Genomic DNA, 25,323 nt, shown 5'->3' on the forward strand with positions numbered 1-25,323 from the left:
CGCGCCTCGGCACGAGGCTGCCGACCCCTTCTTCACGAAAGATCCGGGCTAGAGAGAGCGCGCTGGCACCGCTTCGCGGTAAGGAAAGAGCCCAAGCCAGGGTTTGGCTTGGTCCACCACGCGTGGCGTGAAGGCGATGCCGCTGGCGTACAGCGCGATCAATGCCTTCCACCAGTCCGAGGCAAGCGGATGGAAGTACAGCGTCGGTTCCATGGGGCATCCTCCGGGAGCCAACAGCGTGCGGCGAGAATCGCGCCCCATGCAACTCAAGAAGATTCTCGTCCCTCTGGCCATCCTGGCGGTGTTGTTCTTCGCTTTCCGCAACTACGGCTGGCCCGGCATCGTGCTGGTCGGCGGGGCGCTGACGATGTGGGCGCTGCTGCACGTCACACGCATGATGCAGGTCATGAAGCGTGCGGCCGACCGGCCCATCGGCTTCGTCGGCAGCGCGGTCATGCTCAACGCCAAGCTCAAGCCCGGCCACACGCTGCTGCACGTGGTGGCCATGACGCGCGCGCTCGGCCAGCTCCTGACCCCCAAGGACGAGCAGCCCGAGGTCTACCGCTGGACCGATGCGGGCGGCTCCTACGTCGATTGCACCTTCCAGGGCGGCAAGCTCGTCCAGTGGCAGATGACACGGCCCGAGCCTGCGCCCGAGCCGGCCGAGGCCCCTTCGGCAGCGCCGTAAAATCCGCGGTTTTTCGCCCCACGGCAGCTTCCCAAGACAAGGATTCGCGCACCATGAGCCTCATTCCCCCCGCGCCCTCCATGGCCGACCGCGACGGCAAGATCTGGATGGATGGCCAGATGGTCGACTGGCGCGACGCGAAGGTGCACGTGCTGACGCACACGCTGCACTACGGCTGCGGCGCGTTCGAGGGCGTGCGCGCCTACAACACGGTGAACGGCACGGCCATCTTCCGCCTGCAGGAGCACACCCAGCGCCTGTTCAACAGCGCCAAGATCCTGCGCATGCAGATCCCGTTCAGCCAGGAGCAGCTCAACCAGGCCCAGCTCGACGTCGTGCGCGAGAACCAGCTGGAAAGCTGCTACCTGCGCCCGTTGGTCTGGATCGGTTCGCAGAAGCTGGGCGTGAGCCCCAAGGGCAACACCATCCACGCCATGGTCGCGGCCTGGGCCTGGGGCGCCTACCTGGGCGAAGAGGGCATGAAGCGCGGCATCCGCGTGAAGACCTCCAGCTACACGCGCCACCACGTCAACATCACGATGACGCAGGCCAAGGCGGTCAGCAACTACAGCAACTCCATCCTCGCGAACATGGAAGCCCTGGACGACGGCTACGACGAGGCGCTGCTGCTGGACTCCTCGGGCTTCGTCAGCGAAGGCGCGGGCGAGAACGTGTTCGTGGTCAAGGACGGCGTGGTCTACACGCCCGACCTGTCGGCCGGCGCACTGAACGGCATCACGCGCAACACCGTGCTGCACATCTGCAAGGACCTCGGCATCGAGCTCGTCCAGAAGCGCATCACGCGCGACGAGATCTACATCGCCGACGAAGCCTTCTTCACGGGCACGGCTGCCGAAGTCACGCCGATCCGCGAACTCGACCGCGTGCAGCTGGGCAGCGGCTCGCGCGGCCCGGTCACCGAAAAAATCCAGAACGCGTTCTTCGACATCGTGAACGGACGCAATCCCAAGTACGCCCACTGGCTGACCAACGTATGAGCACCACCGCCACCATCGAACTGCTGGCCAAGGACCTGAACGCCCAGGGTGGCGTGTTCTGCCCCGCCCCCAAGGCCGGCATGCAGCTGTGGAACACCCACCCCAAGGTCTACCTGGACGTGGCCAAGACTGGCGCGGCCAAGTGCCCCTACTGCGGCACCACCTACCAGCTCAAGGCCGGTGAGGTCTTCGGCCACGCGCACTGAGGCGCGCTCGCTCGTCATCGCGCCGCAGTGGATCGGCGACGCGGTGATGACGGAGCCGCTGATGCTGCGGCTGCACCAACGCGGTGAGCGGCTCAGCGTCGGCGCGCTGCCCTGGGTGGCGCCGGTCTACCGCGCCATGCCGCAGGTGGCCGAGGTCATCGAGTTCCCGTTCCAGCACGGCGGCCTGCAGTGGCAGGCGCGCCGCGCCATGGCGCGCCAGCTGCGTGGCCGCTTCGACAACGCCTACGTGCTGCCGAACTCGGCCAAGAGCGCGCTGCTGCCCTTCCTGGCCGGCATCCGGCGCCGTGTCGGCTACCACGGCGAGATGCGCTACGGCCTGCTCACGCAGCGGCTGCCCAATCCGCCGCGCGACGAGCGCCCGTCCATGGTGGGCTTCTACTCGGCCCTGGCGGGCGAGCCCGGCACCGAGGCCGACCGGCCGCGGCTGCTGCTGCCGCCAGCGCAGGTCGATGCAGTGCTCGCGGCCCATGGCCTGGCGCGGCGCGGCTACCACGTGTTTGCGCCGGGGGCGGAGTTCGGCCCGTCCAAGCGCTGGCCGCCCGGCCACTACGCCGAACTCGCAGCCGGCCTGGCCCTGCCCGTGCTGCTGCTGGGCTCGGGCAAGGAGCATGCGCTGTGCGAGGAGATCGCGCAGGCTGCGCCGGAGCGCTGTACGAACCTCGCGGGCAAGACCGCATTGCTCGATGCCTTCGGCCTGATCGCCGCGGCCCATAGCGTGGTCAGCAACGATTCGGGCCTCATGCACGTGGCAGCAGCCTTCGGCACGCCGCAGGTCGCGGTCTACGGCTCCACGAGCCCCGAGCACACGCCGCCGCTCAGCGACGCGGCCACGGTGTTATGGCTCAAGCGCGACCCAGCCTACCAGCCGCCGCTGGACTGCGCGCCCTGCTTCGAGCGCACCTGCCCGCTGGGCCACAACCGCTGCATGGTCGACATCGGGCCTGCGCGCGTTGCATCCGCGCTCGCTACCATCGCCTGAACTTTCTGCAGGAGACGGCCATGCGCCATGCATTCCTGGGCACGGAGCTGCCCATCGTCCAGGCTCCCATGGCCGGCGTCCAACGCAGCCGGCTCGCGGCCAGCGTTTGCGCGGCCGGTGGCCTGGGCTCGCTGCCCGGGGCGATGTTCGACGCGGCCGGCCTGCGCACCGAGCTGCAGGCACTGGCGGCGGCCGCGACCGGGCCCTGGAACGTCAACTTCTTCGTGCACCAGCCGCCCGCACCCGACGCCGCGGCCGAGTCGCGCTGGCGCGAGCGCCTGGCGCCTTACTACGCCGAATTCGGCATCGACCCCGCCGGCGTGCCGGCCGGTGCCGGCCGCCAGCCCTTCACGGCCGCCATGGCCGAGGTGCTGGAGGAGTTCCGGCCGGCCGTGGTCAGTTTCCACTTCGGCCTGCCGGCGCCCGAGCTGCTCGCGCGCGTGAAGGCGCGCGGCGCCCAGGTCTGGTCCTCGGCCACCACCGTCGCCGAAGCCGTCTGGCTGCAGCAGCACGGGGCCGACGTGGTCATCGCCCAAGGCCTGGAGGCCGGCGGCCACCGCGGGCATTTCCTGTCGCACGACCTCGGCTTGCAGAGCGGCACCATGGCGTTGTTGCCGCAGGTGGTCGACGCGGTCTCGGTGCCCGTGGTGGCGGCCGGTGGCATCGCCGATGCGCGCGGCGTGCAAGCCGCACTGGCGCTGGGCGCGGCGGCCGTGCAGGTCGGCACGGCCTACCTGGGCTGCGACGAGGCCGAGACCAGCGCGCTGCACCGCGCCGCGCTGCGCGACCTGGCTGCACCGACCGAGCTGACGCGGCTGTTCACGGGCCGCCCTGCGCGCGGCATCGTCAACCGGCTCATGCGCGAGCTCGGCGCGCTGAGCCCGGACGCGCCGGCCTTCCCGACCGCGACCGCGGCACTGGCACCCTTGAAGGCCAGGGCAGAAGCCCAGGGGCGAGCCGATTTCACTTCACTGTGGTCCGGCCAGAACCGCAGCGGCTGCAACGAGCCCAGCGCGGCCGCCTTGACCCGCGCACTGGCCGGGCGCTGAACGCGCACCTCCGCATGGACGCCCGCCACATGCGCCGGGTGGTGGCGATCACCGAGCCCGGCAGCCCCACGCAGGGTGCCGCGCGCCTGGCCCTGCGCAGCAGCCGGCACTCGCGCAGACGCTGAACCGGCGCGCGGCCGGGCTCGGTGCGAAGCCGTCCGAGCGCAGCCGCTGCGGCGCTGCGGTGACGGGGCCCGCCCGGCCATCCTGGAGCCGCATTGCGCGCTCGCGGCCCTGTGGCGCATGCGCCCGCGGGCGCGCTTATTGCTATCGCTGCCCGTCATTCCCGACGAGAGGACGCCATGGCCCCCTTCCAACCCACCCGGCGCAGCGCGCTGCAATGGCTCTGCGCCGGCACGGCGGCCGCCGCGCTGCCGGCCCGCGCGCAGTGGCCCGACAAGCCCATCAAGATCGTGGTGACCTTCCCGCCGGGCGGCTCCAGCGACGTGCTGGCGCGGCTGATGGCCGAGCAACTGGCCAAGAAGCTCGGGCAGCCGGTGGTGGTCGACAACCGGCCTGGTGCGGGCGGGACCATCGGTGGTGCATCGGTGGCCGGCGCGCCGGCCGACGGGTACACGCTGATGCTGTCGAACACGACGCCCATCGCGCTCGGTCCGTTCACGATGGAAAAGCAGCCCTACGACCCGGTGGCGGCCTTCACGCACATCGCCTACCTGGGCGCGGCGCCGCTGGTCATCATGGCCAGCAAGCCGTCGGGCCTGAAGAGCTATGCCGAGTTCGAGGCAGCCGCGAAGAAGGCCCAGATGGACTTCGGTTCGGGCGGCCCGGGGTCCATCGGCCACATCCATGGCGAGCTGCTCAAGAAGACGGCAGGCCTGAACATGGTGCACGTGCCCTACCGTGGCGGCGCGCCCATGACCACCGACCTCATCGCGGGCACCATTGCGGTGGGCATCGACGTGATCACTGCCTATGTGCCCTTCTTCAAGAGCGGGCAGCTGGTGCCGCTGGCGGTGACGGGCACGCAGCGCTCGCCGCTGATGCCGGACGTGCCCACCATCGTGGAGCTGCAGCGGCCCACTCTGGTGCTGGAGAACTTCTTCGGCCTGTCCGGCCCGGCCCGGCTGCCGGCCGATCTGGTCGCGCGCCTGAACACCGCGTGCAACGAGGTGCTGGTCATGCCCGAGATCCAGAAGAAGCTCGGCGAGCTGGGCATCGTTGCCCGACCCGAGACGGTCGCGATGTTCAACGGCCTGGTGAAGGAGCAGGTGACCGTGCTCGGCCAGGCGGTCAAGGGCGCGGGCATCAAGCTGAGCTGAGAACCGGTGCACGCACCGCTCGCACCCACGCGAGGCCCTGGACCGGGCCGGGGCGTGCCGGGCCGCAGGCGGGGCATGGTGTTCCAGAGGAAGGCCGCTTGCTGTTGCTTTTGCATACGTCGCGCCGATGGAACTGGCGCCCGCTTGCTGCCAAGATGGCAGCTTTCGTCCACGCCAGGAGACGCGCATGCAGCCCAAGAACACCGTGTGCCTGTGGTTCGACAAGGATGCCGAAGCCGCCGCCACCTTCTACGCCCAAACGTTTCCCGACAGCGCGGTCGGCGCCGTGCATCGCGCACCGGGCGACTACCCCGCGGGCAAGCAGGGCGACGTGCTGACCGTGGAGTTCACGGTGGCCGGCATCCCCTGCGTGGGTCTCAATGGCGGCGCCGCGTTCAAGCACAGCGAGGCCTTCTCCTTCCAGATCGCGACCGACGACCAGGCCGAGACCGACCGGCTGTGGAACGCCATCGTCGGCAACGGTGGCCAGGAGAGCGAGTGCGGTTGGTGCAAGGACCGCTGGGGCCTGTCTTGGCAGATCACGCCGCGCGTGCTTCTGGAAGGCTTCGCCGATCCCGATCCGGCCGTGGCCAAGCGCGTGTTCGAGGCGATGATGACGATGAAGAAGATCGACGTCGCCGCCATCGAGGCGGCGCGGCGCGGCGGCTGAGACCGCCGGCTGGCGCATACTCGTCGCCCCATGGAAGATCCGAACCAGACCCTCATCCCGCCCGCCTTCATGGCGCTGTACAGCGCCAATGGCCGGCCCACGGCCACGCGCGCGCATGTGGAGGCGCGCCACGACCTGTGCGAGGACATGGCGGTGCAGATGACCACGCTGTGCGCGAGCCTGGAGCACAAGCACGACCTCTCCAAGGAAGAGGTGCTGCGCCGCTGCTGGATGGGCCTGCTGCAGGACGGCAGCGGCGTCGAGCCGCCCGAGGCGAACTGGGTCGTGGCGCGCACGGCCGAACTGCTGGAATGGCCGCAGCCGGCCTTCCTGCAGGCCGCTGCGCCTTAAACCGCGTCCGGCAGCGCGATCACGAAGCAGGCGCCGCCGCCCTCGCGGCCCTCGCAGCGCACCGAGCCGCCATGGCGTTCGGCAATCGATTTGACCAGCGCCAGCCCCAGACCCACGCCGCCGTTGCTCTCGCTGGCACCAGGCAGGCGGTAGAAGGGCTCGAAGATGCGCTCGCGCAGCGCCGGCGGCACGCCGGGCCCGCGGTCGAACACGCGCAGCACGGCCTGGCGGCCGTCGTGCTGCAGGCTCGCGCTGACCTCGCCGCGGCCGTAGCGGCGCGCGTTCTCCAGCAGGTTGCGCACGGCGCGGCGCAACAGCTTGGGCACGCCGCGCACCTGCACGGGCGCGGCATCGCTGCCATCGGCGGCAGCGGCCTCGAAGGCCACGTCCAGCCGCGCGCATTCCTCCGCCGTGAGGCCGGTCCAGTCCACCTCTTCGACGGTGCCCATGTCGGCCTCGCGCGCATCGAGCCGGCTGGCCAGCAGGATTTCGTCGACGAGCTGGTCGAGCTCGGCGATGTTGCGGCTGATCTCGTCGCGGATGGCGGGCGTGGGCGCCGTGCCCATGAGTTCCAGCCCCATGCGGATGCGTGCCAGCGGCGAGCGCAGCTCGTGCGAGGCATTGGCCAGCAGGGACTTCTGCGCGCGCATGAGCTGCTCGATGCGTTCGGCCGCGCTGTTGAAGCGCTGCGCCAGGAAGCCGACCTCGTCGTCGCCCGCCACCGGCACGCGCGCCGACAGGTCGCCCGCGCCCCAGCGCTCCACGCCGCTCTGCAGCCGTTCGAGCCGCCGCGTGAGCCGGCGCGCCACCGGGTACATGACCAGCGCGCAGCCGATGCCCACCATGCCCAGCACCCACAGGAAGCCATCCGGCGGACGGCCCCAGATGGAACGCGGCGGGCGCGGCATGTGGATCACGAGCTCCTGCCCGTCGCGCATGCGCACCATGAACTCCGGACCGCTCTTGAGCTGCGCGTACTTGGCCACGGTGTCCGGGTCGGGCGGCGTGTTCTCGCCGTCGGCATGCGCGGGCACCTGCCCGTCCGGCCCGCGCATGCCGCGCCAGGCGCCCTGGCCGATCACCTCGCCGGCCATGTTCTGTACGACCACCGTGCGCGCCGGCGGGTCGGTCGTGATGCGCCAGACCCAGCCCAGCAGCAGCATGAGCACGGCCACGGCGGCCAGCACCGACAGCCAGATGCGCACGTACAGGCGCTGCAGCACGCCGGGCAGGCGCCGCGGCGGCGCCTCGGAGCCCGGTCGCTCAGTCCTGCTGCTTGGCGAAGACATAGCCGGCGCCGCGCACCGTCACGATGCGCTTGGGATTCTTGGGGTCGGCCTCGATGGCCGCGCGGATGCGCCCCATGTGCACGTCGATCGAGCGGTCGAAGGCTTCGAGCTCGCGCCCGCGCACGGCCTCCATGATCTGGTCGCGGCTCAGCACGCGGCCGGCGCGCTCGGCCAGCGTGACCAGCAGGTCGAACTGGTAGGCCGTCAGCTCGCAGGGCTGGCCGGCCACGGTCACGCTGCGTGCATCGCGGTCGATCTCCAGCGAACCGAAGCGCAGCACCTGGCTGGCCACGGGCGCACCCTCGCTGCGCCGGCGCAGCACGGCGCGGATGCGCGCCAGCAGTTCGCGCGGCTCGAAGGGCTTGGGCAGGTAGTCGTCGGCGCCCAGCTCCAGGCCGATGATGCGGTCCAGCGGGTCGCCCTTGGCCGTCAGCATGAGCACCGGCACGCGCGCCATCTCGCCCTGGGCGGCGCGGATGCGGCGGCAGACCTCCAGGCCGTCCATGTCGGGCAGCATCAGGTCCAGGATCACGAGCTCGGGCAGGCCGCCGGGCTGCTGCAGCCGCGCCAGCCCCTCGGTGGCCGTGGCCTGGTGCTCCACCGCGAAGCCGGACTGGCCCAGGTAGGCGCCCACCATCTGGGCCAGCCGGGTGTCGTCCTCGATCATCAGCAAAGGAGTGCTCATGGTGTTCTTCTGTGCAGGCAGGGGAGGCGCCATGGTGCGGCACACGCGCCGCCCTGTGGTGTCACCGCCGTAAAGTTAAGTAAAAGGCGGTCAGCGCGGCAGGGCGGGCAGCCGCCGACCGACCAGCCAGACCAGCGCCAGCACGGGCACGCCCAGAAGCGCCGTGCCCGTGAAGAAGCTGGTGTAGCCGAAGGCATCGACGTACTGGCCCGAAAAGCCCGCGATGAATTTGGGCAAGAGCAGCATCAGCGAGCTGAACAGCGCGTACTGCGTGGCGGAGTACTGCACGTTGGTCAGGCTCGACAGGTAGGCGATGAAGGCGGCCGAGGCGATGCCGCCGGCCAGGTTGTCGGCCGAGACCACCAGCGTGAGCGCCGCGAGATCGTGGCCGCGGCCGGCCATCCACGCGAACAGCAGGTTGCTGGCCGCGCTCAGCACCGCACCCAGCATCAGCACGCGCAGCACGCCCAGGCGCATGGCCAGCGCGCCGCCGACGAAGGCGCCCACCAGCGTCATGACCACGCCGTAGACCTTGCTCACGGTGGCCACCTCGGCTTCGGAAAAGCCCATGTCCACGTAGAAGGGGTTGGCCATGATGCCCATCACCACGTCGCTGATGCGGTAGACGGCGATCAGGGCGAGGATCTGCGCCGCCTGCCAGCCGTAGCGGCGGAAGAAATCGGCGAAGGGCTCGACCAGCGTCTGCTGCAGCCACTCGTCCGGGCTGCGCGCGGGCCGGAAGGCGCGCGGCGCCGGCTCGCGCGAGAGCAGCACGGTCAGCACGCCGACGGCCATGCTGGCAGCCATGGCCAGGTAGGCCGTGGTCCAGGCCGGGTTCTCGTAGCCCTGGGCCTGCACGCGCACGCCGGCCACGATCCAGAGCACGCCGGCGCCGGCCCAGATCATGGCCAGCCGGTAGCCGGTCTGGTAGGCGGCAGCCAACGCGGCCTGCTTGTCGGTGGCGGCCGATTCGATGCGGAAGGCATCCAGTGCGATGTCCTGGGTGGCCGAGCCGAAGGCCACCAGCAGCGCGCACCAGACCAGCGCCTGCAGCCCGCCGCGCGGATCCGCCAGCGCCATGCCCACCAGGCCGGCCACGACCATGCCCTGCGACAGCAGCAGCCAGCTGCGGCGCCGGCCCAGCCAGGCCGTCAGCAGCGGCAGCGGCAGCCGGTCGACCAGCGGCGCCCAGACCCACTTGAAGCCATAGGCCAGGCCGACCCAGCTCAGGTAACCGATGGTGGTGCGGTCGATGCCGGCGCCGCGCAGACGAAAGCTCAGCGTGCCCAGCACCAGCAGCAGCGGCAGCCCGGCCGAGAAGCCCAGCGCCAGCATGCGCAGCGTGGCCGGCTCGAGGTAGACGCGCAGGGTCTGGCCCCAGGAAGGCTTGGGCGGTGCGGCGGGGGCCGGTGCGACCTCGAGTTCTGCGGGCTTTGCCGGGCGGGATGTCATCTGGGAATAATACGTGGCGGCCTTCTGTCACAGGCCGCGCGAAGCACCCGATGAAGCCCTTGAAGACCCTCGTCGCGCTCGGCCTGGCCGGCGCCCTGCTGAGCACCCCGGCGCTGGCGCAGCGCGAGGGGGTCAACGTCGGCCAGAACTCGGTCTTCACCGGCCTGGTCTCGGCCGAGCAGATGGAGGCCACCGCGCTGCAGCAGTACCGCCAGGTGCTGCGCGAGGCGGCCCAGCAGAACGCGCTGGCGCCCGCCAACAACCCGCAGCTGCAGCGCCTGCGCGCGATCGCCGAGCGCATCATTCCGCACGCGATCGACTGGAACCCGCGCGCCAAGGACTGGAAGTGGGAGGTCAACCTGATCGGCAGCAAGCAGGTCAACGCCTGGTGCATGCCGGGCGGCAAGATCGCCTTCTACACGGGCATCCTGAACCAGCTCAAGCTCAGCGACGACGAGGTCGCGGCCGTGATGGGCCACGAGATCGCGCATGCGCTGCGCGAGCACGCCCGCGAGCGCGCCGGCAAGAACGCCGCCACCAGCCTGGGCGCCAACGTGCTGGCCCAGGTGCTGGGCGTGGGCGCGATCGGCCAGCAGGTGATCGGCGGCGGTGCCCAGCTGCTGAGCCTGTCCTTCTCGCGCGAGAACGAGACCGAGGCCGACCTCGTGGGCCTGGAGCTGGCTGCGCGCGCCGGCTACGACCCGCGTGCCGCCGTCACGCTGTGGCAGAAGATGAACGCGGCCGCCCAGGGCGCGCCGCCGCAGTGGCTCAGCACCCACCCCTCCGGCAACACGCGCATCGCGGGCATCGAGCGCAACCTGCCCAAGGTCATGCCCTTGTACGAGCGCGCGAAACAAGGCGGCTGACGGTGTAACGTGCCGTCACACCCCGTCATGAGGCCGTCAAGACGGCTTCCAAGAATCCGGGGGTGACCACACCCCATCCCACCTCCAATTTCCGTCCCGTCCCCTTCGCCATGGCCTGGTGCAGCGCTGGTGTCCTGGCCCTGCTGGCCGCCTGCGGCGGCAGCGACGGCCCGGCTCCCGAGGCCCCCGCGGCGCAGCCGGCCCAGGCCACCCTGGCCGTGCTGGCCACGACGGACCTGCACGACAACGTCCGCAGCTACGACTACTTCAAGCTCGCGGCCGATCCGTCCTACGGTTTCGAGCGCACGGCCACGCTGGTGCGCCAGGCGCGCAGCGAGTTCGCCAACACGCTGCTGGTGGACAACGGCGACACCATCCAGGGCACGGCGCTGGCCGACTACGAGGCCGTCGTCAACCCGATCCCCTGCACGCAGCAGCACGCCATGTACAAGGCCATGGGCGCGCTGCAGTACGACGCCGGCACGCTCGGCAACCACGAGTTCAACTACGGCCTGCCGTTCCTGAACCAGGTGCTGGGCGGCGGCATGGACGTCGACGGTGTCGATGCATCGCTGAAGTGCGCGGGCCCGGGCTTCGCGATGGTGTTGGCCAACGTCAGGAGCAGCAAATCCGGCCAGCCGCTGGTGCAGCCCTATGCGGTGCTGGAGCGCACGGTGCAGGCCAGGCGCGCCGATGGCACGGCGGTGGCGCTGCCGCTCAAGATCGGCGTGGTCGGCTTCACCACGCCCGGCATCCTGAACTGGGACAAGCGCTTCCTGGAAGGCAAGCTCAGCGTCGAGGGCGCCGTCGAGGCCGCCACGCGCACCATCCCCGAGCTGCGTACCAAGGGAGCCGACGTCGTCGTCGCGCTGCTGCACGGCGGCATGGACGCGGCCCCCTACGCCCCGAGCATGGAGAACCCCGGCCTGCATCTGGCGAAGGTGGCCGGCATCGACGCGCTGGTCATGGGCCACCAGCACGGCGTGTTCCCCGACCGCGGCGCGCGCCCGGCCTACACCCAGGCCGGCGTGGACAACACCGCCGGCACCGTGCAGGGCGTGCCGGCCGTGATGCCCAGTTCCTGGGGCAAGGCGCTGGGCGTGATCCAGCTTGCGCTGCGCTGGGACGGCCAGCGCTGGAGCGTGGACAAGGCCGCCGCCAGGAGCGAGTTGCGCAACACGCAAACGCAAGCCAGCCCGGCCCAGTACGTGGCCGCGGACCCCAGCATCGCGCCGCTGGTCGAGGCGCCGCACCAGGCCACCATCGCCTACGTGCAGCAGCCCATCGGCAGCACCGACTTCCGCATGAGCACGCTGTTCGCCGACGTCGGCGACCCGGGCGCGATCCAGATCGTGAACGAAGCCCAGCAGCGCTACGTCGCGGCCTACATCCAGGCCAACCTGCCGCAGTACGCGAGCCTGCCGGTGCTGTCGGTCAGCGCGCCGTTCAAGTCCGGCTTCCAGGGAGCCGGCGACTACACCGACGTGGCTGCCGGCAACCTGGCCATCTACAACGCGGCCGACCTCTACCTCTACCCCAACACGGTCTACGCCGTGAAGGTCAACGGGGCCGACATCCGCCAGTGGCTGGAGGCCGCGGCGCGCCGCTTCAACCGCATCGACCCGGCCGCCACCAGCGAGCAGGCGCTGATCAGCACGTTCCCGGGCTACAACTTCGACATGTTCACGACGCCGGACATCCAGTACGAGATCGACGTGACGCAGGCCCAGGGCAGCCGCATCAGGAACCTCACCTACCTGGGCCAGCCGATCGATCCGGCGCAGGAGTTCGTGATCGCGACCAACAACTACCGCGCCACCAGCGGCGCGGGCTTCATTCCCAAGCTGGACGGCTCGGCCACCATCTGGGCCTCGCCCGACGCCAACCGCGACGTGCTGATCGCCCACATCCGGGCCAACCCGACGGTCACGCGTGCCAGCCATGGGGCGGCACGCAGCTGGCGCTTCACGCCCGTGGCGACGGCCGGTCCCGTGGTGTTCAGCAGTGCGCCGAACGCGCTGCCGGTGGCGCAGGCCGCGGGCCTGTCCAACATCGCGCTGGTGGCGGCCGACGACGGCGCGGGCAAGGGCTTGTCGAAGTACGCGATCGACCTGTCGCGCTGATCAGCCCGTCGGCGCGCGCCGGCCGTTGCGCGCCGGCACGGCCAGGCCCAGCCGGCGCGCGAGCCGCACGAGGTTGGCGCGGTCCACCGCGAGCGCTCGGGCAGCGGCGGCCCAGTTGCCGGCATGGGCGGCCAGCGCCTGTTCGATGGCCTGGCGCTCGAAGGCCTGCACGCGCTGGCGCAGCGGCACGGTGGCATCGGGCAGCAGCGCGGGCATGGGCGCCACCGCCACCGCCAGCGCCTGCGGCGGCGCGGCCAGGCCGAGATCGCCGGCGCCCACGCTCAGCACGCGCGGCCGCTGCGCGTGGCGGCCCAGCGCGCGCAGTGCCGCGCGCGCCAGCACATGTTCGAGCTCGCGCACGTTGCCGGGCCAGGCATGGGCCAGCAGGGCCTGTTGCGCTTCCGCGTCCAGCCGCACATTGCCCAGCCCCAGGCTGGCGCGCTGCTCCTCGAGGAAGGCGCCGGCCAGCAGCAGCACGTCGCGGCCGCGTTCGCGCAGCGGCGGCACCTGCAGCGGGTAGGCGCCGAGCCGGTGGTACAGGTCGGCGCGGAAGCGGCCGGCGCGCACCTCGGCCGCCAGGTCGCGGTTGGTGGCGGCGACCAGGCGCACGTCCACGCGGTGCTCGCGGTCCGAGCCCAGCCGTTGCAGCTGGCCGTTCTGCAGCACGCGCAGGAGCTTGGCCTGCACCGCCAGCGGCAGCTCGCCGACCTCGTCGAGGAACAGCGTGCCGCCGTCGGCCAGCTCGAACTTGCCCTGGCGCTCGGCCACGGCGCCCGAGAAGGCGCCGCGCACATGGCCGAACAGCTCGCTCTCGACCAGGGTTTCGGGCAGGGCCGCGCAGTTCAGGCTCACGAGCGGGCGGCCCGCGCGCGGCGAGGCCGCATGCAGCGCCTGCACCACCAGTTCCTTGCCCACGCCGGTCTCGCCGCCCACGAGCACGGTGAGGTCGCTCGGGCCGACCAGCGCGATCTCGCGCAGCAGAGCGCGGTGGGCGGCGCTGCGGCCCACCAGCCGGCGCGCGGGCGTGCTGCCGGCCGCGCGGCGGTACTGCTCGGCGCGGCGCTGGGCGTCTTCGGCGCGCAGCGCCAGGTCGTCCATGCGCTCGGCCGCGGCCACGGTGGCGGCGGCCAGGTCGGCCAGGCTTTGCAGCGCCACCATGTCCACGCCGTCGAAGCGCGACAGCGCCAACGCGTCCAGCGTCATGAGGCCCCAGGGCCGGTCCTGCACGCGCAGCGCGCAGCCCATACAGTCGTGCACGGGCAGGTGGCCGTGCACATGTTCGACCAGGCCGTCGTAAGGGTCGGGCAGGCCGCAATCGGGCGCGAAGCGCAGCGGGCCCTGGGCCTGCAGCAGCGCCTGCAGGCGGGGGTGTTGCCCGACCAGAAAGCGCCGGCCCAGCGTGTCGGGCGCCAGGCCGTCCACGGCCAGCGGCACCAGCGCGTCGCCATCCAGGCGCAGCAGCGCCACGGCATCGGCGGGCAGCAGGCGGCGCACGGCATCGAGCAGGCGCCGGTAGCGTTCGGACGGCGGGATCTGGCGCGCCAGGTCGGCCACCAGCGGCAGCATGGCGGCAAGCAGGGATTGGGGAGTCATCATGTCCCGAAAGAGGTCCATCGGACTGGTCTTTGGCAAGGGTCATTTTGACTGCAAGTGCGGCAAGATGTTGTGGCATCAGGGGTTTGTCCCTGGCACGGAGGCTGCCTATGCCCGCATGTCATTCACCAAGAGAGTCCCTCATGCTGACCCCTGCGCAACGCGACATCGTCAAGAGCACCGTGCCCCTGCTGGAAACCGGCGGCGAGGCGCTGACCACGCACTTCTACAAGGGCCTGTTCCGCGACCACCCCGAGGTGCGGCCGCTGTTCAACCAGGCCCACCAGGCCAGTGGCGACCAACCCCGGGCGCTGGCCCATGGCGTGCTGATGTACGCGAAGAACATCGACCGGCTCGAAGCCCTGGGGCCGCTGGCGCAGCAGATCGTGCAAAAGCACGTGGCGCTGCAGGTGCTGCCCGCGCATTACCCGCTGGTCGGCGACAGCCTGCTGCGCGCGATCCGCGAGGTGCTGGGCGCCGAGATCGCCACCGATGCCGTGATCGAAGCCTGGGCGAAAGCCTATGGCCAGCTGGCCGACCTGTTGATCGGCGCCGAGGCCGCGGTCTATGCCGACAACGCCCAGGCCCCCGGCGGCTGGCGCGGCGCGCGTGCCTTCCGCGTGGCGGGCAAGCAGCGCGAGAGCGCCGAGATCACGTCCTTCCACTTGGTGCCCGCCGATGGCGGACCGCTGCTGGACTTCAAGCCCGGCCAGTTCCTGGGCCTGCGGCTGGTGGTGGACGGCCAGGAGATCCGCCGCAACTACTCGCTGTCGGCCGCGCCCGACGGCCGGCGGTACCGCATCAGCGTCAAGCGGGAGCCGGGCGGCGTGGCCTCCAACCATCTGCACGACCGGGTGCAGGAGGGTGATCTGCTCGACGTGTTCCCGCCGGCCGGCGAGTTCACGCTGGCCGACAGCGGCAAGCCGCTGGTGCTGATCAGCGGCGGTGTCGGCATCACGCCCACCCTGGCCATGCTGGATGCCGCGCTGGCCGCGCCGGGCCGGCGACCCGTGCACTTCATCCACTGCGCGCGCAATGCCGACGTGCATGCCTTCCGCGCCCATGTGGATGCGCAGGCCGCGCGGCATCCGCGTTTGCAGGTGTTCTACTGCCATGACGAGCCTGCCGGTGCCGGGCCCGCACCGCATGCCATCGGCCGGCTCGACCGCGCGCGGCTGGCCGACTGGCTGCCCGCGGACCGCGACCTCGACGCCTACTTCCTGGGGCCCAAGCCCTTCATGGCCCAGCTGCGACGCGACCTGCAGGCGCTGGGCGTGCCGCCCGAGCAGAGCCGCTACGAGTTCTTCGGGCCGGCCTCCGCCCTGGCCTGAGAACGTGTGAACGAACCGCTCACACCCACGCGAGGCCCCCAATGAGCACCTGTTTCCATCATGACCGTCGCGCCAGGGGCCTCGCCCTTCGGGCCGGGGCGCGCCAGGCCGCATGCGGGCGTTGCGGTCCTTGCCCGGGCACGAGCCCGGGCTGCGGCCCGCGCCTACGCCTGCGGCCCGCCGCGCCCCGTCGTGGGCGCGATCGGTTCATTCACACGTTCTGAGCGCCGGCGCGGCGGAGCGCATGCGCTACCAGGGCGCGGCGGCCGGCGTGCCCTGGTGGTAGCGCAACTGCCAGCCGGCCGCGGTCTGCACCCACAGCGACATGCGCAGCGTGTGCTGCGCGGGGTGGCCCGCCTGGCGCTGCACGGAGCGAAAGTGCAGCAGCGCGGTCTCCGGCGACAAGCCTTCCACGCGAAAACCGTCCGACACCACATCGGGCCGCTGCGCCTGGCCCACAAGCCAGGCCAGCACGGTGGCGCGGTCGTACGCACGGCCCGAGCGGCCGATCTCGTGGAAGTCGGCATGCAGCAGTTGCTCCAGCCGCTCGGACGTGCAGGGTCGGCCGGGATGGTGCAGCTCGGTTTCGAGCGCCTGGAGTGCGCCGAGCAGGGCGGTCATGCCGGCGGGACCGGTGTGCGTGCGAGTTCGCGCACGATGGCGTGTTTGCAGAACAGGATGGTGGCGGCGACCTGCTCGGGCCGCCAGGCCTGCGCGCCGTCCTGGCCGCTGCGGTAGGCCAGGGCCGCGGCCTGCATGCACGCGCGGTGCTGCGCGGGCAGGCGGTCCGCGGCCCAGGCGGCGGCATCGTCCTTGCTGGCAATGCCGCCTGTGCAGGCGCTGAACCAGATCCGGGCCAGGGCCAGCAGGATGTTGCGCTCCTCGCCCTGCCAGTCGGGCGGAGCGTTCCACTGCGCCACCGTGTCGGCCAGCGCGCGCCGGAAGTCGGCGGCGGGCACCGGCTCGAACAAGTCCTGTGCCGGAGGGCCCCGCAAGGCCAGGCTGTGCTGGCGCAGCTTGGTGAGGAGGATGGCCAGGTCGTGGTCGGCCATGGGCGGCTCGAAACGCCCGGCCTGCAGGTCGGCGCGCAGCCATTCGCCGAACTGCAGTTCGCGCCGTGGCGGGTAGCGCCAGGGCCGCAGCGCGGGCAGGGCGACGACGGTCACCTCGAGCGCCCGCAATTCGGCGGAGCTGCCGGGCCAGGCCGAATGCGCCAGCAGCGCCTGCAGCAGCGCGTTGCGCACCTCGGGCGGCAGTGGCGCGGCCACGCTCACCATGAGGTCGATGTCGCTGCCAGGCTGCAGCCCGCCGTCGACCGCCGAGCCGTAGAGGTGCACGGCGCGCAACTGTTCACCGAGCTGGCGCTGCAGCAGGGCCAGCACGCCGGCGAGCTGGGCTGCGATGGTGTCGGGTGCGCTGTCGATGGCCATGGTCAGCGCGCATCTCCGGCCCGTGCCTGGGCGAGCGCGATGGCCGCCTGGATCGCCGCCCGTGCCTGCGGACTGTTCTTCCAGCAGCTGGAGCCGAGCAGCGACGCCGCGCTGGTCACGATGTCCAGCGCATTGGCCTTGGCGAGGTGTGCCAGCGATTCGAAGCCAAGCTGCTCCAGGCGGAAGACCACGGTGGGGCCGATGCCCTTCACGGCGAGCAGGGCCTGGCGTTCTGAAAGCGGAAAGGGCATGCGGGCGGTTGCCTTGGGATGGCTGGCGAGGATAGCGCGTCCGTCACGCAGAGCGGTGAACAGCACCTTGGTCAGCGCCCGCTGGGCTCGCTGCAGCACAATGCGCCCCGGTCGTCAAACAACATCCGCCACCCCACAGCGACCGGAGGCCCGCCATGTTCATGCCAGAACTTCTCAAGACCGTGATCCGGGAGTTGACCTTGCGCGAGCCCCTGGCCCGCACGCCCGAGCCCAGCCAGGCCATGGAGGAGGAGGACGCCGTGGCCGCCTATGCCAACGGCGGCCGCGAGAACGGCGCGCTGTCGGGCGCCTACCTCTACCACCTGGCGCAGATGTGCCGCATGGTGCCGCCCGGCGGCACGGTGCTGGACCTGGGCTGCGGCCCCGGCAACCTGCTCGGCCAGCTGGCCGAGCTGAACCCCGGCGCCCGTTTCATCGGTGCCGACCTGTCGCAGCCCATGCTGGAGCGCGCGGCCCAGGCTTTCCGCGCGCGCGGCATCGCCAATGCCGCGCTGCAGTGCGAGGACATGACCCTGCTGTCCGGCATCGCCGACCAGAGCATCGACCTGGCCGTCTCCTCCATGGCCTTCCACCACCTGCCGGATGAGGACGCGCTGGACCGCGCCTTCGCCCAGGTGGCGCGCGTGCTCAAGCCGCAGGGCACGGTCTACTTCAACGACTTCGGCCGCCTGCGCAGCGCCGAGTCGATCCGCTACTTCGTGAGCCGCGCCGCCGCCGGCGAGAGCCCCGCGCTGATCGACGACTACATCCACTCGCTGCACGCGGCCTTCACGCTGCAGGATTTCCAGCGCGTGGCGCAGCGCCACCTGGCCGGCCGCGCGCAGATCTACGCCACGGCCGTGAGCCCGTTCACGGTGGTGCTGCGCAGCCCCGTGGCCATGGGCCCGGCCAGCGTCGCGCCGCAGCTGCAGCAGCGCTTTCGCGCGCTGCCGCCGGCGCGCAAGGCCGACGTGCGCCAGCTGGCGCTGTTCCTGCGGCTGGGCGGCTTGCCCAGCGCGATGTAGCGGGCCGGTTCAGCGGTACAGGGCCAGCGTGCCGATGCGCCGTTCGATGTCGGCCTGCATGCGCTTGTAGGCCCGGCTGCCGGGTTCGCCGTAACGCTTGTGGAACTGGGCCTGCGGCAGGAACTCCGGCAGGTCGCGCACGCTAGGCAGCAGGTCCTGTTCGGTCAGGCCCGCGGCCACGCGGCGCTGCAGCCGCTCCTGGGCCGCGGCCGGCCCGACCGCCAGCGCCCCCAGGCGCGCGCCGGCCCGGTCCGCCGCGAAGTCCACGAACGAGAAGCCGCTGCCGCCCGCGCCCGCGTCGTCCAGCTCCTTGTAGAGCCCGACCGCGTCGGCCAGCGGCGTGCCGGCCACGGCGGCCAGCGCGGCCGACACGCTGAAGTGCTGGGCCAGGTCGCCGCGGCCGGCCAGGTGCACGCGCTGCGGCCGTGGTGAGGGACCGTCGGCCGCGGCCGGCGCGATAGCCTGCAGCCCCTTGCCGTTGACATAGAAGGCCAGCACCAGCAGCGCGGCGCGCTGCTCCTGCGCGCGCGCCTCGGGCGTGGCCTTGGCGCCGCCCGCGCGTTCGGCGGCCAGGGCCAGCAGCGGCTGCAGCAGTTCGTGCAGGGCCAGGCCCTGCGGCTGCGGTGCCTGCACCAGCTGCGCCAGCCGCTGCTGCTGGGCGCGCAGGCGCTGCACCTCCTCGGGCGGCAGCAGGGCGGCCTGCAGCGGGCCGGGCAGGCCGTCGTGCCAGGCGTAGACCACGCTCAGGGCCTGCGGCGTGATCTGCACGCGCTGCACCGCATCGGCCGCGGTGCCGAGCCCCGGGTTCTGCTGCAGCCAGGCCAGCCCGCGCGCGAGCAGCCAGTCGGACACGGCCTGCGGCAGCTCCAGCCGGCCCAGGCGCAGCGCCTGCACCCGCGGCAGGCCCTCGGTCTGCACCAGCTGCCCCTGTACGTTGAGCCAGGAGCCGAACGGGCTGCTGGGCAGCGGCAGGCTCAGCTGCACGCGCGCCCGGCCGTCCTGCAGCTCGGCCACGGCCTGGCCGCGGGCCAGCTGCGCGGCCAGGTGCGGCAGCAGCAGGTCCAGTTCCTCGGGGGTCAGCGTGATGGTGCGCAGCACGCCCGGCGCGGCCTTGCGCGGGTCGTTGCGTTCGGCCAGCCGCAGCGCGCGCGCCAAGTCGGCCGGCGTGGTCACGGCCAGGCGCACCACGCTGGGCTGGTGGTCGGTGCAGTACCAGGCCAGCACCAGCAGACCGACCACGCCCAGCGGCAGGATCACGGCGGCAGACAGCAGCAGGGCGGCGAGGCTCTTGGCAAGGAAACGCATCGGTCGATGCTACGGCATGGGGCGGTGTCATCCCGGCTTGTCCGGCGGCTGCGATCATGGTTCACTGCGCCCGCTGCGGCCCCCACAACAACCATCACAGAGCACCATGCGACCGACCTCGCCCTCCCTCTTTCCTTTGCGTTACAGCAGCTTCGCGCTGTGCGTGGCCGGCCTCGTGGCCAGCGCCGTCGCGGTGGCGCTGCTGCTCACGGCCTGGCCGGCCTGGCTGGCGCTGCTGGTGTTCGCCGGCCTCAGCGGCACCGGCGTGCACGACCTGCGCCAGACGCGCCACGCCATCCTGCGCAACTACCCGGTGATCGGCCACATGCGCTTCCTGCTGGAGTTCATCCGGCCCGAGATCCGCCAGTACTTCATCGAGAGCGACGCCGAGGCCGCGCCGTTCTCGCGCGCGCAGCGCTCGCTGGTCTACCAGCGTGCCAAGGGCGACCCGGACAACCGACCCTTCGGCACCCACCTGGACGTGAGCCTTCTGGGCTACGAGTGGATCAACCACTCCATGCGGCCGACGCGGCTGGCCGGCCACGACTTCCGGGTGCAGATCGGCGACACCGCTGGCCCGGCCCATGCCCACCCCTGCACCCAGCCCTACAGCGCCAGTGTGTTCAACATCTCGGCCATGAGCTTCGGCGCGCTGTCGGCCAATGCCATCCAGGCGCTGAACCGCGGCGCCAGGCTCGGCGGCTTCGCGCACGACACGGGCGAGGGCTCGATCTCGCAGTACCACCGCCAGCATGGCGGCGACCTGATCTGGGAGATCGGCTCGGGCTACTTCGGCTGCCGCAACGAGGACGGCAGCTTCAGCCCCGAGCGCTTCGTGGCCAACGCCACCGATCCGCAGGTCAAGATGATCGAGATCAAGATCAGCCAGGGCGCCAAGCCCGGCCACGGCGGCGTGCTGCCCGGCCCCAAGGTGACGCCCGAGATCGCCGCGGCGCGCGGCGTGCCGGTAGGCATCGATTGCATCTCGCCGTCTTCACACAGCGCCTTCGGCACGCCGCTCCAGATGATGCGCTTCATCGCCGAGCTGCGGCGCCTGTCGGGCGGCAAGCCCGTGGGCTTCAAGTTCTGCCTGGGTCATCCCTGGGAATGGTTCGCCATCGTCAAGGCCATGCTGCAGACCGGCATCACGCCGGACTTCATCGTCGTCGACGGTGCCGAGGGCGGAACGGGCGCGGCGCCCGTGGAGTTCAGCGACCACGTAGGCGCGCCGCTGCAGGAGGGTCTGCTGATGGTGCACAACACGCTGGTCGGCGTGAACCTGCGCCAGCGCATCAAGATCGGCTGCGCCGGCAAGGTGATCACGGCCTTCGACGTGGCGCGCATGATGGCGCTGGGGGCGGACTGGTGCAATTCGGCGCGCGGTTTCATGATGGCGCTGGGTTGCATCCAGGCCCAGGCCTGCCACACCGGCCACTGCCCCACGGGCGTGACCACCCAGGACCCGCTGCGCCAGCAGGCGCTGGTGGTCCCGGCCAAGGCCGAGCGCGTGCACAACTTCCACCGCAGCACGCTGCATGCGCTGCAGGAGCTCGTGCAGGCCGCCGGCCTGGAGCATCCGCAGCAGATCACGGCCCACCACATCGTGCGCCGCATCTCCGACACCGAGGTGCGGCTGCTGTCCAACCTGATCACGCGCGTGGCCCCAGGCGCGCTGCTGGGGCCGGTGGACGGCCTGCACAACGTGTTCCGCTACTACTGGCCGATCGCCACGGCCGACAGCTTCCAGCCGCTCAAGGAGGGGCTGCACGCGGCCGCGGTGTGAGGCTCAGGTCTTCTCGCGCTCGGGCGCCAGCGGCTTGCCTGGCTTGTCGCGGCCCAGCTCTTCCATCATCTTTTCGCCCTCGCGGTCCTTGCCGTCGCTGGGCACGGATTCTTCGGCGGTGGGTTCGGGCTCGTCCTTCATCGGCGGTGCGGCCTGGCGGGTGTCGGGCATGGTGGGTCTCCGGTTCGTGGCACAGGCGTAGAGCTTCGTGCCGCCTGGCCGGCCTGTCGCCCCTACGCGACCGCGATCGTGTGTAGTCGCCGGCCGACGCCGGGCCCGGCATGGCACGGGTTTCGCGTGGTGTTTCACGGACAATCGACGCCCCAGCGAACGGAGAACCACCTTGGACATGCCTGCCCACCAGCTCACGATGACCGTGCTCATGACACCCGACACGGCCAACTTCTCGGGCAACGTGCACGGCGGCACCATTCTGAAGCTGCTGGACCAGGTGGCCTATGCCTGCGCGGCGCGCTATTCGGGCTGCTACGTGGTCACGCTGTCGGTGGACCAGGTCATGTTCCGCGAGCCCATCCTGGTGGGCGAGCTCGTGACCTTCCTGGCCTCGGTCAACTACACGGGCACCTCGTCGATGGAGATCGGCATCAAGGTGATCGCCGAGAACATCCGCACCCAGGCCTCGCGCCATGTGAACAGCTGCTTCTTCACCATGGTGGCGGTGGACGAGGACCGCAAGCCGGTGGCCGTGGCGCCGCTGCGCCCGTTCTCGCCCGACGAACGCCGCCGCCACGCCCAGGCGCTCGAGCGCAAGCAGCTGCGGCACGAGCTGGCCAAGCGCGCGCAGGACATCCGCACGGCCTGAACACGTCCGGGGCCACTGCGCTGCAGGGCGGCCGTTCCGCAGTGCAGTTTTGGAGTTGGCCGCGCGGGCCGGCCGCAGGGGCCGCGGGTCCAGCTTGCGCCATACCATCCTGCGCAGAGAACGCTGCCACGCGTTCCGCACAGGAGACAGGCGTGACCCACCCGACCACGGCGCCGCCCCGGCGCATCCATGAACTGCTGGACCCCTGGGTGCTGTCGCAGCCCGATGCGCCGGCCGTGCGCGACGCCCACGCCGCGCTGGACTATGCCGCGCTCGACCAGGCCGGGCAGGCCGCGGCCGCAGCGCTGCAGGCCGCCGGTGTGCGCGCCGGCGACCGCGTGCTGCTGGTCGGCGAGAACTGCGTGGCCCTGTGCGTGCTGGTGCTCGCGCTGAGCCGGCTGGACGCCTGGCCGGCCACCGTCAACGCGCGCCTGTCGCCGCGCGAGATCGACGCGTTCATCGCCCACGCCGGCGCGCGGCGCGTGCTCTACACGGCCCATGTCTCGGCCGATGCGGCCCGCCACGCAGAGCGGCATGGCGCCGCCGCTGTGGACTGGCCCGGCCTGCAGGGCTTGCTGCTCGGCCCGCTGGACGCCGGCACGCAGCCGGAACCGTGCGCCGCCGCGGCCAGCGAGCAGGTGGCGGCCATGATCTACACCTCCGGCACCTCGGGCGCGCCCAAGGGCGTGATGCTGAGCCATGCCAACCTGCTGTTCGCGGCCCACACGCTGCGCACGCAGCGGCGCTTCGGCCCCGGCGACCTGCTGTACGGGGTGCTGCCGATGGCGCATGTGGTGGGCCTGTCGATCCAGTTCCTGGGCAGCATGGCCAGCGGCGCGGCGCTGCTGCTGGAGCCGCGCTTCACGCCGCAGGCGTTGGCCGCTGCACTGGAGCAGCAGGGCGCCACCGTGTTCATGGGCGTGCCGGCCATGTTCGCGCGGCTGCTGGAGCAGCGCCAGGGCCGGCCGCTGGCGGCGCCGCGGCTGCGTTTCATCGGCGTGTCGGGCTCGCCGCTGACCACCAGCCTGAAGGCCGAGGTGGAGCGCTTCTTCGGCCTGCCGCTGCACAACGGTTACGGCCTGACCGAAACCGCGCCCACGGTGGCGCAGACACCCGTCGATGCGCCGCGCGCCGACTGCGCCGTGGGCCCGCCGGTGCCCGGCGTGCAGGTGCGCCTGCTGGACCGCAACGGCCAGCCCGTGGCGCCGGGCGAGGTCGGCGAGCTGCACGTGCGCGGCCCCAACGTGATGCGCGGCTACTACCGCAATCCGGTGCAGACGCAGGCCGCCGTCGATGGCCAGGGCTGGTTCAACACCGGCGACCTGGCGCGCCGCACCGACGACGGCGCGCTGCACATCGCCGGCCGCACGCGCGAACTCATCATCCGCTCGGGCTTCAATGTCTACCCGGTCGAGGTGGAGCAGGCGATCAACGCCTTCCCGCAGGTCGTGCAATCCGCCGTGGTCGGGCGCAGCGTGGACCACAACGAAGAAGTGGTCGCCTTCGTCGAGACCCGGGGCGGCGCCGCGCTGGACGAGGACGGCCTGCGCCGTCACCTGCGCGAGCAGCTGTCGCCCTACAAGCTGCCCAGCGAGATCCGCGTCCTGCCGGCGCTGCCGGCCGCGCCCACGGGCAAGGTGCTCAAGAACGTTCTGAAAACCATGGCTTGTCAGCCGGCGCAGGCCGCCGTGCCGCCGCTGCTGTGAGCCCCCCATCATCCAAGGAGATCGCATGACAACTTCCACCCCCAAGGCCGTCCTCGTCATCGGCGCCGGCGACGCCACCGGCGGCGCCATCGCCCGGCGCTTCGCGCGCGAGGGCTACATCGCCTGCGTGACGCGGCGCAGCGCCGACAAGCTCGCGCCGCTGGTCGCGCAGATCGAAGCCGAGGGCGGCAAGGCCCATGCCTTCGGCAGCGATGCGCGCAAGGAAGAGGAGATGGTGGCCCTGGTGCAGAAGATCGAGGCCGAGATCGCACCCATCGAGGTGGCCGTCTTCAACATCGGTGCCAACGTGCGCTTTCCGATCACCGAGACCACGGCCCGCGTGTACTACAAGGTCTGGGAGATGGCCTGCTTCGGCGGCTTCCTGATGGGCCGCGAGGTGGCCCGCGCCATGCTGCCGCGCGGGCGCGGCACCATCCTGTTCACGGGCGCCACGGCCAGCCTGCGCGGGCGCGACGGCTATGCGGCCTTCGCCGGCGCCAAGGCCGCGCTGCGCGCGCTGGCGCAGAGCATGGCGCGCGAGCTGGGCCCCCAGGGCATCCATGTGGCGCACCCGGTCATCGACGGCCCCATCGACACCGAATTCATCCGCACCACCTTCCCCGAGCGCTATGCGCTCAAGGAGCAGCAGGGCATCGTCGACCCCGAGAGCATCGCCGAGACCTACTGGCAACTGCACCGGCAGCCGCGCAACGCCTGGACGCACGAACTCGAGCTGCGGCCCTGGATGGAAGCCTGGTGAACCCGGAACAACCCACAAGGAGACAACGCATGTCCACCCCCACCGTCCAGTTCCTGTTCGACTTCGGCAGCCCCAACGCCTACCTGTGCCACCGGGTCATCCCGGCCATCGAGGCGCGCACCGGCGTGCCCTTCGTGTACCAGCCCATCCTGCTGGGCGGCCTGTTCAAGCTGGCCAACAACCGCTCGCCGGCCGAGGCCTTCGCCGACATTCCCAACAAGCGCGCCTACGACCGGCTGGAGGTCAACCGCTTCGTCGCCCGGCATGGCCTGGCCAACTACCGCTTCAACCCCTTCTTCCCGATCAACACCCTGCAGCTCATGCGCGGCGCGGTGGCGGCGCAGAAACTGGCCTGCTTCGCGCCCTATGTGGAGGCGGTCTACGTCGCGATGTGGGAACGCGGCCTGGACATGGGGCAGGCGGCCGTCGTGACGGCCACGCTGGAGGAGGCCGGCCTGCCCGCTGCCCAGCTGCTGGCCACGGCGCAGGACGCCGACGTGAAAACCCGGCTGCTGGCCAACACCAACGAGGCGCACGCGCGCGGCGCCTTCGGCTCGCCGAGCTTCCTGGTCGGCGACGAGCTGTTCTTCGGCAAGGACCGGCTGCGCGAGGTCGAGGAAGAGATCGTGCGCCAGCGCGGCTGAGGCACACCCTTGGGG

The 25,323-nt window shown here is 71.4% G+C and carries 27 protein-coding genes; 17 read left to right on the top strand and 10 right to left on the bottom strand.

The features are described from left to right. Positions 1-48: 48 nt before the first annotated feature. Positions 49-213, bottom strand: a complete 165-nt coding sequence (locus IE209_RS07920) for a hypothetical protein (RefSeq protein ID WP_189686430.1) — start codon at positions 211-213, stop codon at positions 49-51. Between the two features lie 46 nt (positions 214-259). Between IE209_RS07920 and IE209_RS07925 the strand changes: the two genes are divergently transcribed. The 8 genes from IE209_RS07925 to IE209_RS07960 all read left to right on the top strand — a co-directional run bounded on the left by IE209_RS07925 (position 260) and on the right by IE209_RS07960 (position 6,242). After that, complete coding sequence (locus tag IE209_RS07925; protein WP_189686431.1) at positions 260-688, top strand: glycerate kinase; 429 nt, start codon at positions 260-262, stop codon at positions 686-688. A 53-nt stretch (positions 689-741) separates the two neighbouring features. Beyond that, the gene (locus tag IE209_RS07930) at positions 742-1,686 is read left to right on the top strand and encodes a branched-chain amino acid transaminase (protein WP_189686432.1); all 945 of its coding nucleotides are present in this window, start codon (positions 742-744) and stop codon (positions 1,684-1,686) included. Then, on the top strand, positions 1,683-1,892 hold the full coding sequence (locus tag IE209_RS07935; RefSeq protein WP_189686433.1) for a zinc-finger domain-containing protein: 210 nt from the start codon (positions 1,683-1,685) through the stop codon (positions 1,890-1,892). Before IE209_RS07930 ends, IE209_RS07935 begins: the two co-directional genes overlap by 4 nt. Further along, positions 1,867-2,892: a lipopolysaccharide heptosyltransferase II gene (waaF, locus tag IE209_RS07940; RefSeq protein WP_268245951.1), complete on the top strand. Its 1,026-nt coding sequence runs from the start codon at positions 1,867-1,869 to the stop codon at positions 2,890-2,892. Before IE209_RS07935 ends, waaF begins: the two co-directional genes overlap by 26 nt. Positions 2,893-2,912: 20 nt before the next feature. Then, a complete protein-coding gene (locus IE209_RS07945) occupies positions 2,913-3,941 on the top strand; it encodes an NAD(P)H-dependent flavin oxidoreductase (RefSeq protein WP_189686434.1) in 1,029 nt (342 codons plus the stop codon). Between the two features lie 302 nt (positions 3,942-4,243). Then, positions 4,244-5,221, top strand: coding sequence for a Bug family tripartite tricarboxylate transporter substrate binding protein (locus tag IE209_RS07950; RefSeq protein ID WP_189686435.1), 978 nt, complete (start codon positions 4,244-4,246; stop codon positions 5,219-5,221). A 187-nt stretch (positions 5,222-5,408) separates the two neighbouring features. Continuing rightward, positions 5,409-5,891, top strand: a complete 483-nt coding sequence (locus IE209_RS07955) for a VOC family protein (protein ID WP_189686436.1) — start codon at positions 5,409-5,411, stop codon at positions 5,889-5,891. Between the two features lie 30 nt (positions 5,892-5,921). Further along, positions 5,922-6,242: a hypothetical protein gene (locus IE209_RS07960; RefSeq protein WP_189686437.1), complete on the top strand. Its 321-nt coding sequence runs from the start codon at positions 5,922-5,924 to the stop codon at positions 6,240-6,242. Here IE209_RS07960 and IE209_RS07965 read toward each other — a convergent pair. The 3 genes from IE209_RS07965 to IE209_RS07975 all read right to left on the bottom strand — a co-directional run bounded on the left by IE209_RS07965 (position 6,239) and on the right by IE209_RS07975 (position 9,668). After that, a complete protein-coding gene (locus IE209_RS07965) occupies positions 6,239-7,531 on the bottom strand; it encodes a sensor histidine kinase (protein ID WP_189686438.1) in 1,293 nt (430 codons plus the stop codon). The two genes, IE209_RS07960 and IE209_RS07965, sit on opposite strands and share 4 nt — an antisense overlap. Next, positions 7,506-8,216: a response regulator gene (locus tag IE209_RS07970; RefSeq protein WP_189686439.1), complete on the bottom strand. Its 711-nt coding sequence runs from the start codon at positions 8,214-8,216 to the stop codon at positions 7,506-7,508. The genes IE209_RS07965 and IE209_RS07970 overlap by 26 nt, the downstream gene beginning before the upstream one ends. A 90-nt stretch (positions 8,217-8,306) precedes the next feature. After that, the gene (locus tag IE209_RS07975) at positions 8,307-9,668 is read right to left on the bottom strand and encodes an AmpG family muropeptide MFS transporter (RefSeq protein ID WP_189686440.1); all 1,362 of its coding nucleotides are present in this window, start codon (positions 9,666-9,668) and stop codon (positions 8,307-8,309) included. Between the two features lie 50 nt (positions 9,669-9,718). Between IE209_RS07975 and IE209_RS07980 the strand changes: the two genes are divergently transcribed. Together IE209_RS07980 and IE209_RS07985 are read left to right on the top strand one after the other, a co-directional pair. Then, positions 9,719-10,534, top strand: a complete 816-nt coding sequence (locus IE209_RS07980; RefSeq protein WP_229882740.1) for a M48 family metallopeptidase — start codon at positions 9,719-9,721, stop codon at positions 10,532-10,534. A gap of 110 nt (positions 10,535-10,644) precedes the next feature. Further along, positions 10,645-12,657 (top strand): bifunctional 2',3'-cyclic-nucleotide 2'-phosphodiesterase/3'-nucleotidase, encoded by a 2,013-nt coding sequence (locus IE209_RS07985; protein ID WP_189686846.1) that lies wholly within the window; start codon positions 10,645-10,647, stop codon positions 12,655-12,657. Here IE209_RS07985 and norR read toward each other — a convergent pair whose 3' ends face one another. Then, a complete protein-coding gene (norR, locus tag IE209_RS07990; RefSeq protein WP_189686847.1) occupies positions 12,658-14,250 on the bottom strand; it encodes a nitric oxide reductase transcriptional regulator NorR in 1,593 nt (530 codons plus the stop codon). 143 nt (positions 14,251-14,393) lie between these two features. On the opposite strand from norR, the gene hmpA reads away from it, so the two are divergent. Then, positions 14,394-15,581 carry an NO-inducible flavohemoprotein gene (hmpA, locus tag IE209_RS07995; protein ID WP_189686442.1) on the top strand — a complete coding sequence of 396 codons (1,188 nt, stop codon included), beginning with the start codon at positions 14,394-14,396 and terminating at the stop codon, positions 15,579-15,581. A 249-nt stretch (positions 15,582-15,830) separates the two neighbouring features. Here the strand turns inward: hmpA and IE209_RS08000 are convergent, their stop codons facing one another. From IE209_RS08000 to IE209_RS08010, 3 genes are read right to left on the bottom strand one after another with little or no spacing between them, the layout of a single operon-like run. Next, on the bottom strand, positions 15,831-16,202 hold the full coding sequence (locus IE209_RS08000) for a nuclear transport factor 2 family protein (RefSeq protein WP_189686443.1): 372 nt from the start codon (positions 16,200-16,202) through the stop codon (positions 15,831-15,833). Beyond that, complete coding sequence (locus IE209_RS08005) at positions 16,199-17,011, bottom strand: aminoglycoside adenylyltransferase family protein (protein ID WP_189686444.1); 813 nt, start codon at positions 17,009-17,011, stop codon at positions 16,199-16,201. The genes IE209_RS08000 and IE209_RS08005 overlap by 4 nt, the downstream gene beginning before the upstream one ends. Positions 17,012-17,013: 2 nt before the next feature. Beyond that, entirely contained in the window at positions 17,014-17,361 is a 348-nt protein-coding gene (locus IE209_RS08010) for a helix-hairpin-helix domain-containing protein (protein ID WP_229882741.1), read from the bottom strand. Positions 17,362-17,417: 56 nt separating this feature from the next. Between IE209_RS08010 and IE209_RS08015 the strand changes: the two genes are divergently transcribed. Further along, complete coding sequence (locus IE209_RS08015) at positions 17,418-18,287, top strand: class I SAM-dependent methyltransferase (RefSeq protein WP_189686445.1); 870 nt, start codon at positions 17,418-17,420, stop codon at positions 18,285-18,287. Between the two features lie 9 nt (positions 18,288-18,296). Here IE209_RS08015 and IE209_RS08020 read toward each other — a convergent pair whose 3' ends face one another. Further along, on the bottom strand, positions 18,297-19,592 hold the full coding sequence (locus IE209_RS08020) for a hypothetical protein (RefSeq protein WP_189686446.1): 1,296 nt from the start codon (positions 19,590-19,592) through the stop codon (positions 18,297-18,299). A 106-nt stretch (positions 19,593-19,698) separates the two neighbouring features. On the opposite strand from IE209_RS08020, the gene IE209_RS08025 reads away from it, so the two are divergent. Further along, complete coding sequence (locus IE209_RS08025; protein WP_189686447.1) at positions 19,699-21,375, top strand: FMN-binding glutamate synthase family protein; 1,677 nt, start codon at positions 19,699-19,701, stop codon at positions 21,373-21,375. A gap of 3 nt (positions 21,376-21,378) precedes the next feature. On the opposite strand, the gene IE209_RS08030 is transcribed toward IE209_RS08025, so the two are convergent. Then, a complete protein-coding gene (locus IE209_RS08030; RefSeq protein ID WP_189686448.1) occupies positions 21,379-21,546 on the bottom strand; it encodes a hypothetical protein in 168 nt (55 codons plus the stop codon). A 172-nt stretch (positions 21,547-21,718) separates the two neighbouring features. Between IE209_RS08030 and IE209_RS08035 the strand changes: the two genes are divergently transcribed. The 4 genes from IE209_RS08035 (at position 21,719) to IE209_RS08050 (ending at position 25,308) form a co-directional block, all read left to right on the top strand. Further along, positions 21,719-22,198 (top strand): acyl-CoA thioesterase, encoded by a 480-nt coding sequence (locus IE209_RS08035; RefSeq protein ID WP_145552119.1) that lies wholly within the window; start codon positions 21,719-21,721, stop codon positions 22,196-22,198. Between the two features lie 152 nt (positions 22,199-22,350). Continuing rightward, on the top strand, positions 22,351-23,904 hold the full coding sequence (locus IE209_RS08040) for a class I adenylate-forming enzyme family protein (RefSeq protein WP_189686449.1): 1,554 nt from the start codon (positions 22,351-22,353) through the stop codon (positions 23,902-23,904). A 25-nt stretch (positions 23,905-23,929) separates the two neighbouring features. Next, a complete protein-coding gene (locus IE209_RS08045; RefSeq protein ID WP_189686450.1) occupies positions 23,930-24,664 on the top strand; it encodes an SDR family oxidoreductase in 735 nt (244 codons plus the stop codon). Positions 24,665-24,693: 29 nt separating this feature from the next. Beyond that, entirely contained in the window at positions 24,694-25,308 is a 615-nt protein-coding gene (locus IE209_RS08050) for a 2-hydroxychromene-2-carboxylate isomerase (RefSeq protein ID WP_189686451.1), read from the top strand. The last annotated feature ends 15 nt before the right edge of the window (positions 25,309-25,323 follow it).

Origin of the sequence: Pseudorhodoferax aquiterrae, assembly GCF_014652235.1 — a bacterium.
In the GTDB taxonomy this organism is placed as follows: Bacteria; Pseudomonadota; Gammaproteobacteria; order Burkholderiales; family Burkholderiaceae_C; genus Pseudorhodoferax; species Pseudorhodoferax aquiterrae.

What these genes read in the sequence shown, in the direction of transcription:
- norR (WP_189686847.1), bottom strand. Translation starts at nt 14,250, where the DNA reads ATGACTCCCCAATCCCTGCTTGCCGCCATGCTGCCGCTGGTGGCCGAC.
- IE209_RS07955 (WP_189686436.1), top strand. Translation starts at nt 5,409, where the DNA reads ATGCAGCCCAAGAACACCGTGTGCCTGTGGTTCGACAAGGATGCCGAA.
- IE209_RS08015 (WP_189686445.1), top strand. Translation starts at nt 17,418, where the DNA reads ATGTTCATGCCAGAACTTCTCAAGACCGTGATCCGGGAGTTGACCTTG.
- IE209_RS08025 (WP_189686447.1), top strand. Translation starts at nt 19,699, where the DNA reads ATGCGACCGACCTCGCCCTCCCTCTTTCCTTTGCGTTACAGCAGCTTC.
- IE209_RS08000 (WP_189686443.1), bottom strand. Translation starts at nt 16,202, where the DNA reads ATGACCGCCCTGCTCGGCGCACTCCAGGCGCTCGAAACCGAGCTGCAC.
- IE209_RS08045 (WP_189686450.1), top strand. Translation starts at nt 23,930, where the DNA reads ATGACAACTTCCACCCCCAAGGCCGTCCTCGTCATCGGCGCCGGCGAC.
- IE209_RS07930 (WP_189686432.1), top strand. Translation starts at nt 742, where the DNA reads ATGAGCCTCATTCCCCCCGCGCCCTCCATGGCCGACCGCGACGGCAAG.
- IE209_RS07925 (WP_189686431.1), top strand. Translation starts at nt 260, where the DNA reads ATGCAACTCAAGAAGATTCTCGTCCCTCTGGCCATCCTGGCGGTGTTG.
- IE209_RS07965 (WP_189686438.1), bottom strand. Translation starts at nt 7,531, where the DNA reads ATGTCTTCGCCAAGCAGCAGGACTGAGCGACCGGGCTCCGAGGCGCCG.
- IE209_RS08050 (WP_189686451.1), top strand. Translation starts at nt 24,694, where the DNA reads ATGTCCACCCCCACCGTCCAGTTCCTGTTCGACTTCGGCAGCCCCAAC.
- IE209_RS07945 (WP_189686434.1), top strand. Translation starts at nt 2,913, where the DNA reads ATGCGCCATGCATTCCTGGGCACGGAGCTGCCCATCGTCCAGGCTCCC.
- IE209_RS07975 (WP_189686440.1), bottom strand. Translation starts at nt 9,668, where the DNA reads ATGACATCCCGCCCGGCAAAGCCCGCAGAACTCGAGGTCGCACCGGCC.
- IE209_RS07985 (WP_189686846.1), top strand. Translation starts at nt 10,645, where the DNA reads ATGGCCTGGTGCAGCGCTGGTGTCCTGGCCCTGCTGGCCGCCTGCGGC.
- IE209_RS07970 (WP_189686439.1), bottom strand. Translation starts at nt 8,216, where the DNA reads ATGAGCACTCCTTTGCTGATGATCGAGGACGACACCCGGCTGGCCCAG.
- IE209_RS07950 (WP_189686435.1), top strand. Translation starts at nt 4,244, where the DNA reads ATGGCCCCCTTCCAACCCACCCGGCGCAGCGCGCTGCAATGGCTCTGC.
- IE209_RS08030 (WP_189686448.1), bottom strand. Translation starts at nt 21,546, where the DNA reads ATGCCCGACACCCGCCAGGCCGCACCGCCGATGAAGGACGAGCCCGAA.
- IE209_RS07980 (WP_229882740.1), top strand. Translation starts at nt 9,719, where the DNA reads ATGAAGCCCTTGAAGACCCTCGTCGCGCTCGGCCTGGCCGGCGCCCTG.
- IE209_RS07960 (WP_189686437.1), top strand. Translation starts at nt 5,922, where the DNA reads ATGGAAGATCCGAACCAGACCCTCATCCCGCCCGCCTTCATGGCGCTG.
- IE209_RS07935 (WP_189686433.1), top strand. Translation starts at nt 1,683, where the DNA reads ATGAGCACCACCGCCACCATCGAACTGCTGGCCAAGGACCTGAACGCC.
- IE209_RS07920 (WP_189686430.1), bottom strand. Translation starts at nt 213, where the DNA reads ATGGAACCGACGCTGTACTTCCATCCGCTTGCCTCGGACTGGTGGAAG.
- hmpA (WP_189686442.1), top strand. Translation starts at nt 14,394, where the DNA reads ATGCTGACCCCTGCGCAACGCGACATCGTCAAGAGCACCGTGCCCCTG.
- IE209_RS08020 (WP_189686446.1), bottom strand. Translation starts at nt 19,592, where the DNA reads ATGCGTTTCCTTGCCAAGAGCCTCGCCGCCCTGCTGCTGTCTGCCGCC.
- IE209_RS08005 (WP_189686444.1), bottom strand. Translation starts at nt 17,011, where the DNA reads ATGGCCATCGACAGCGCACCCGACACCATCGCAGCCCAGCTCGCCGGC.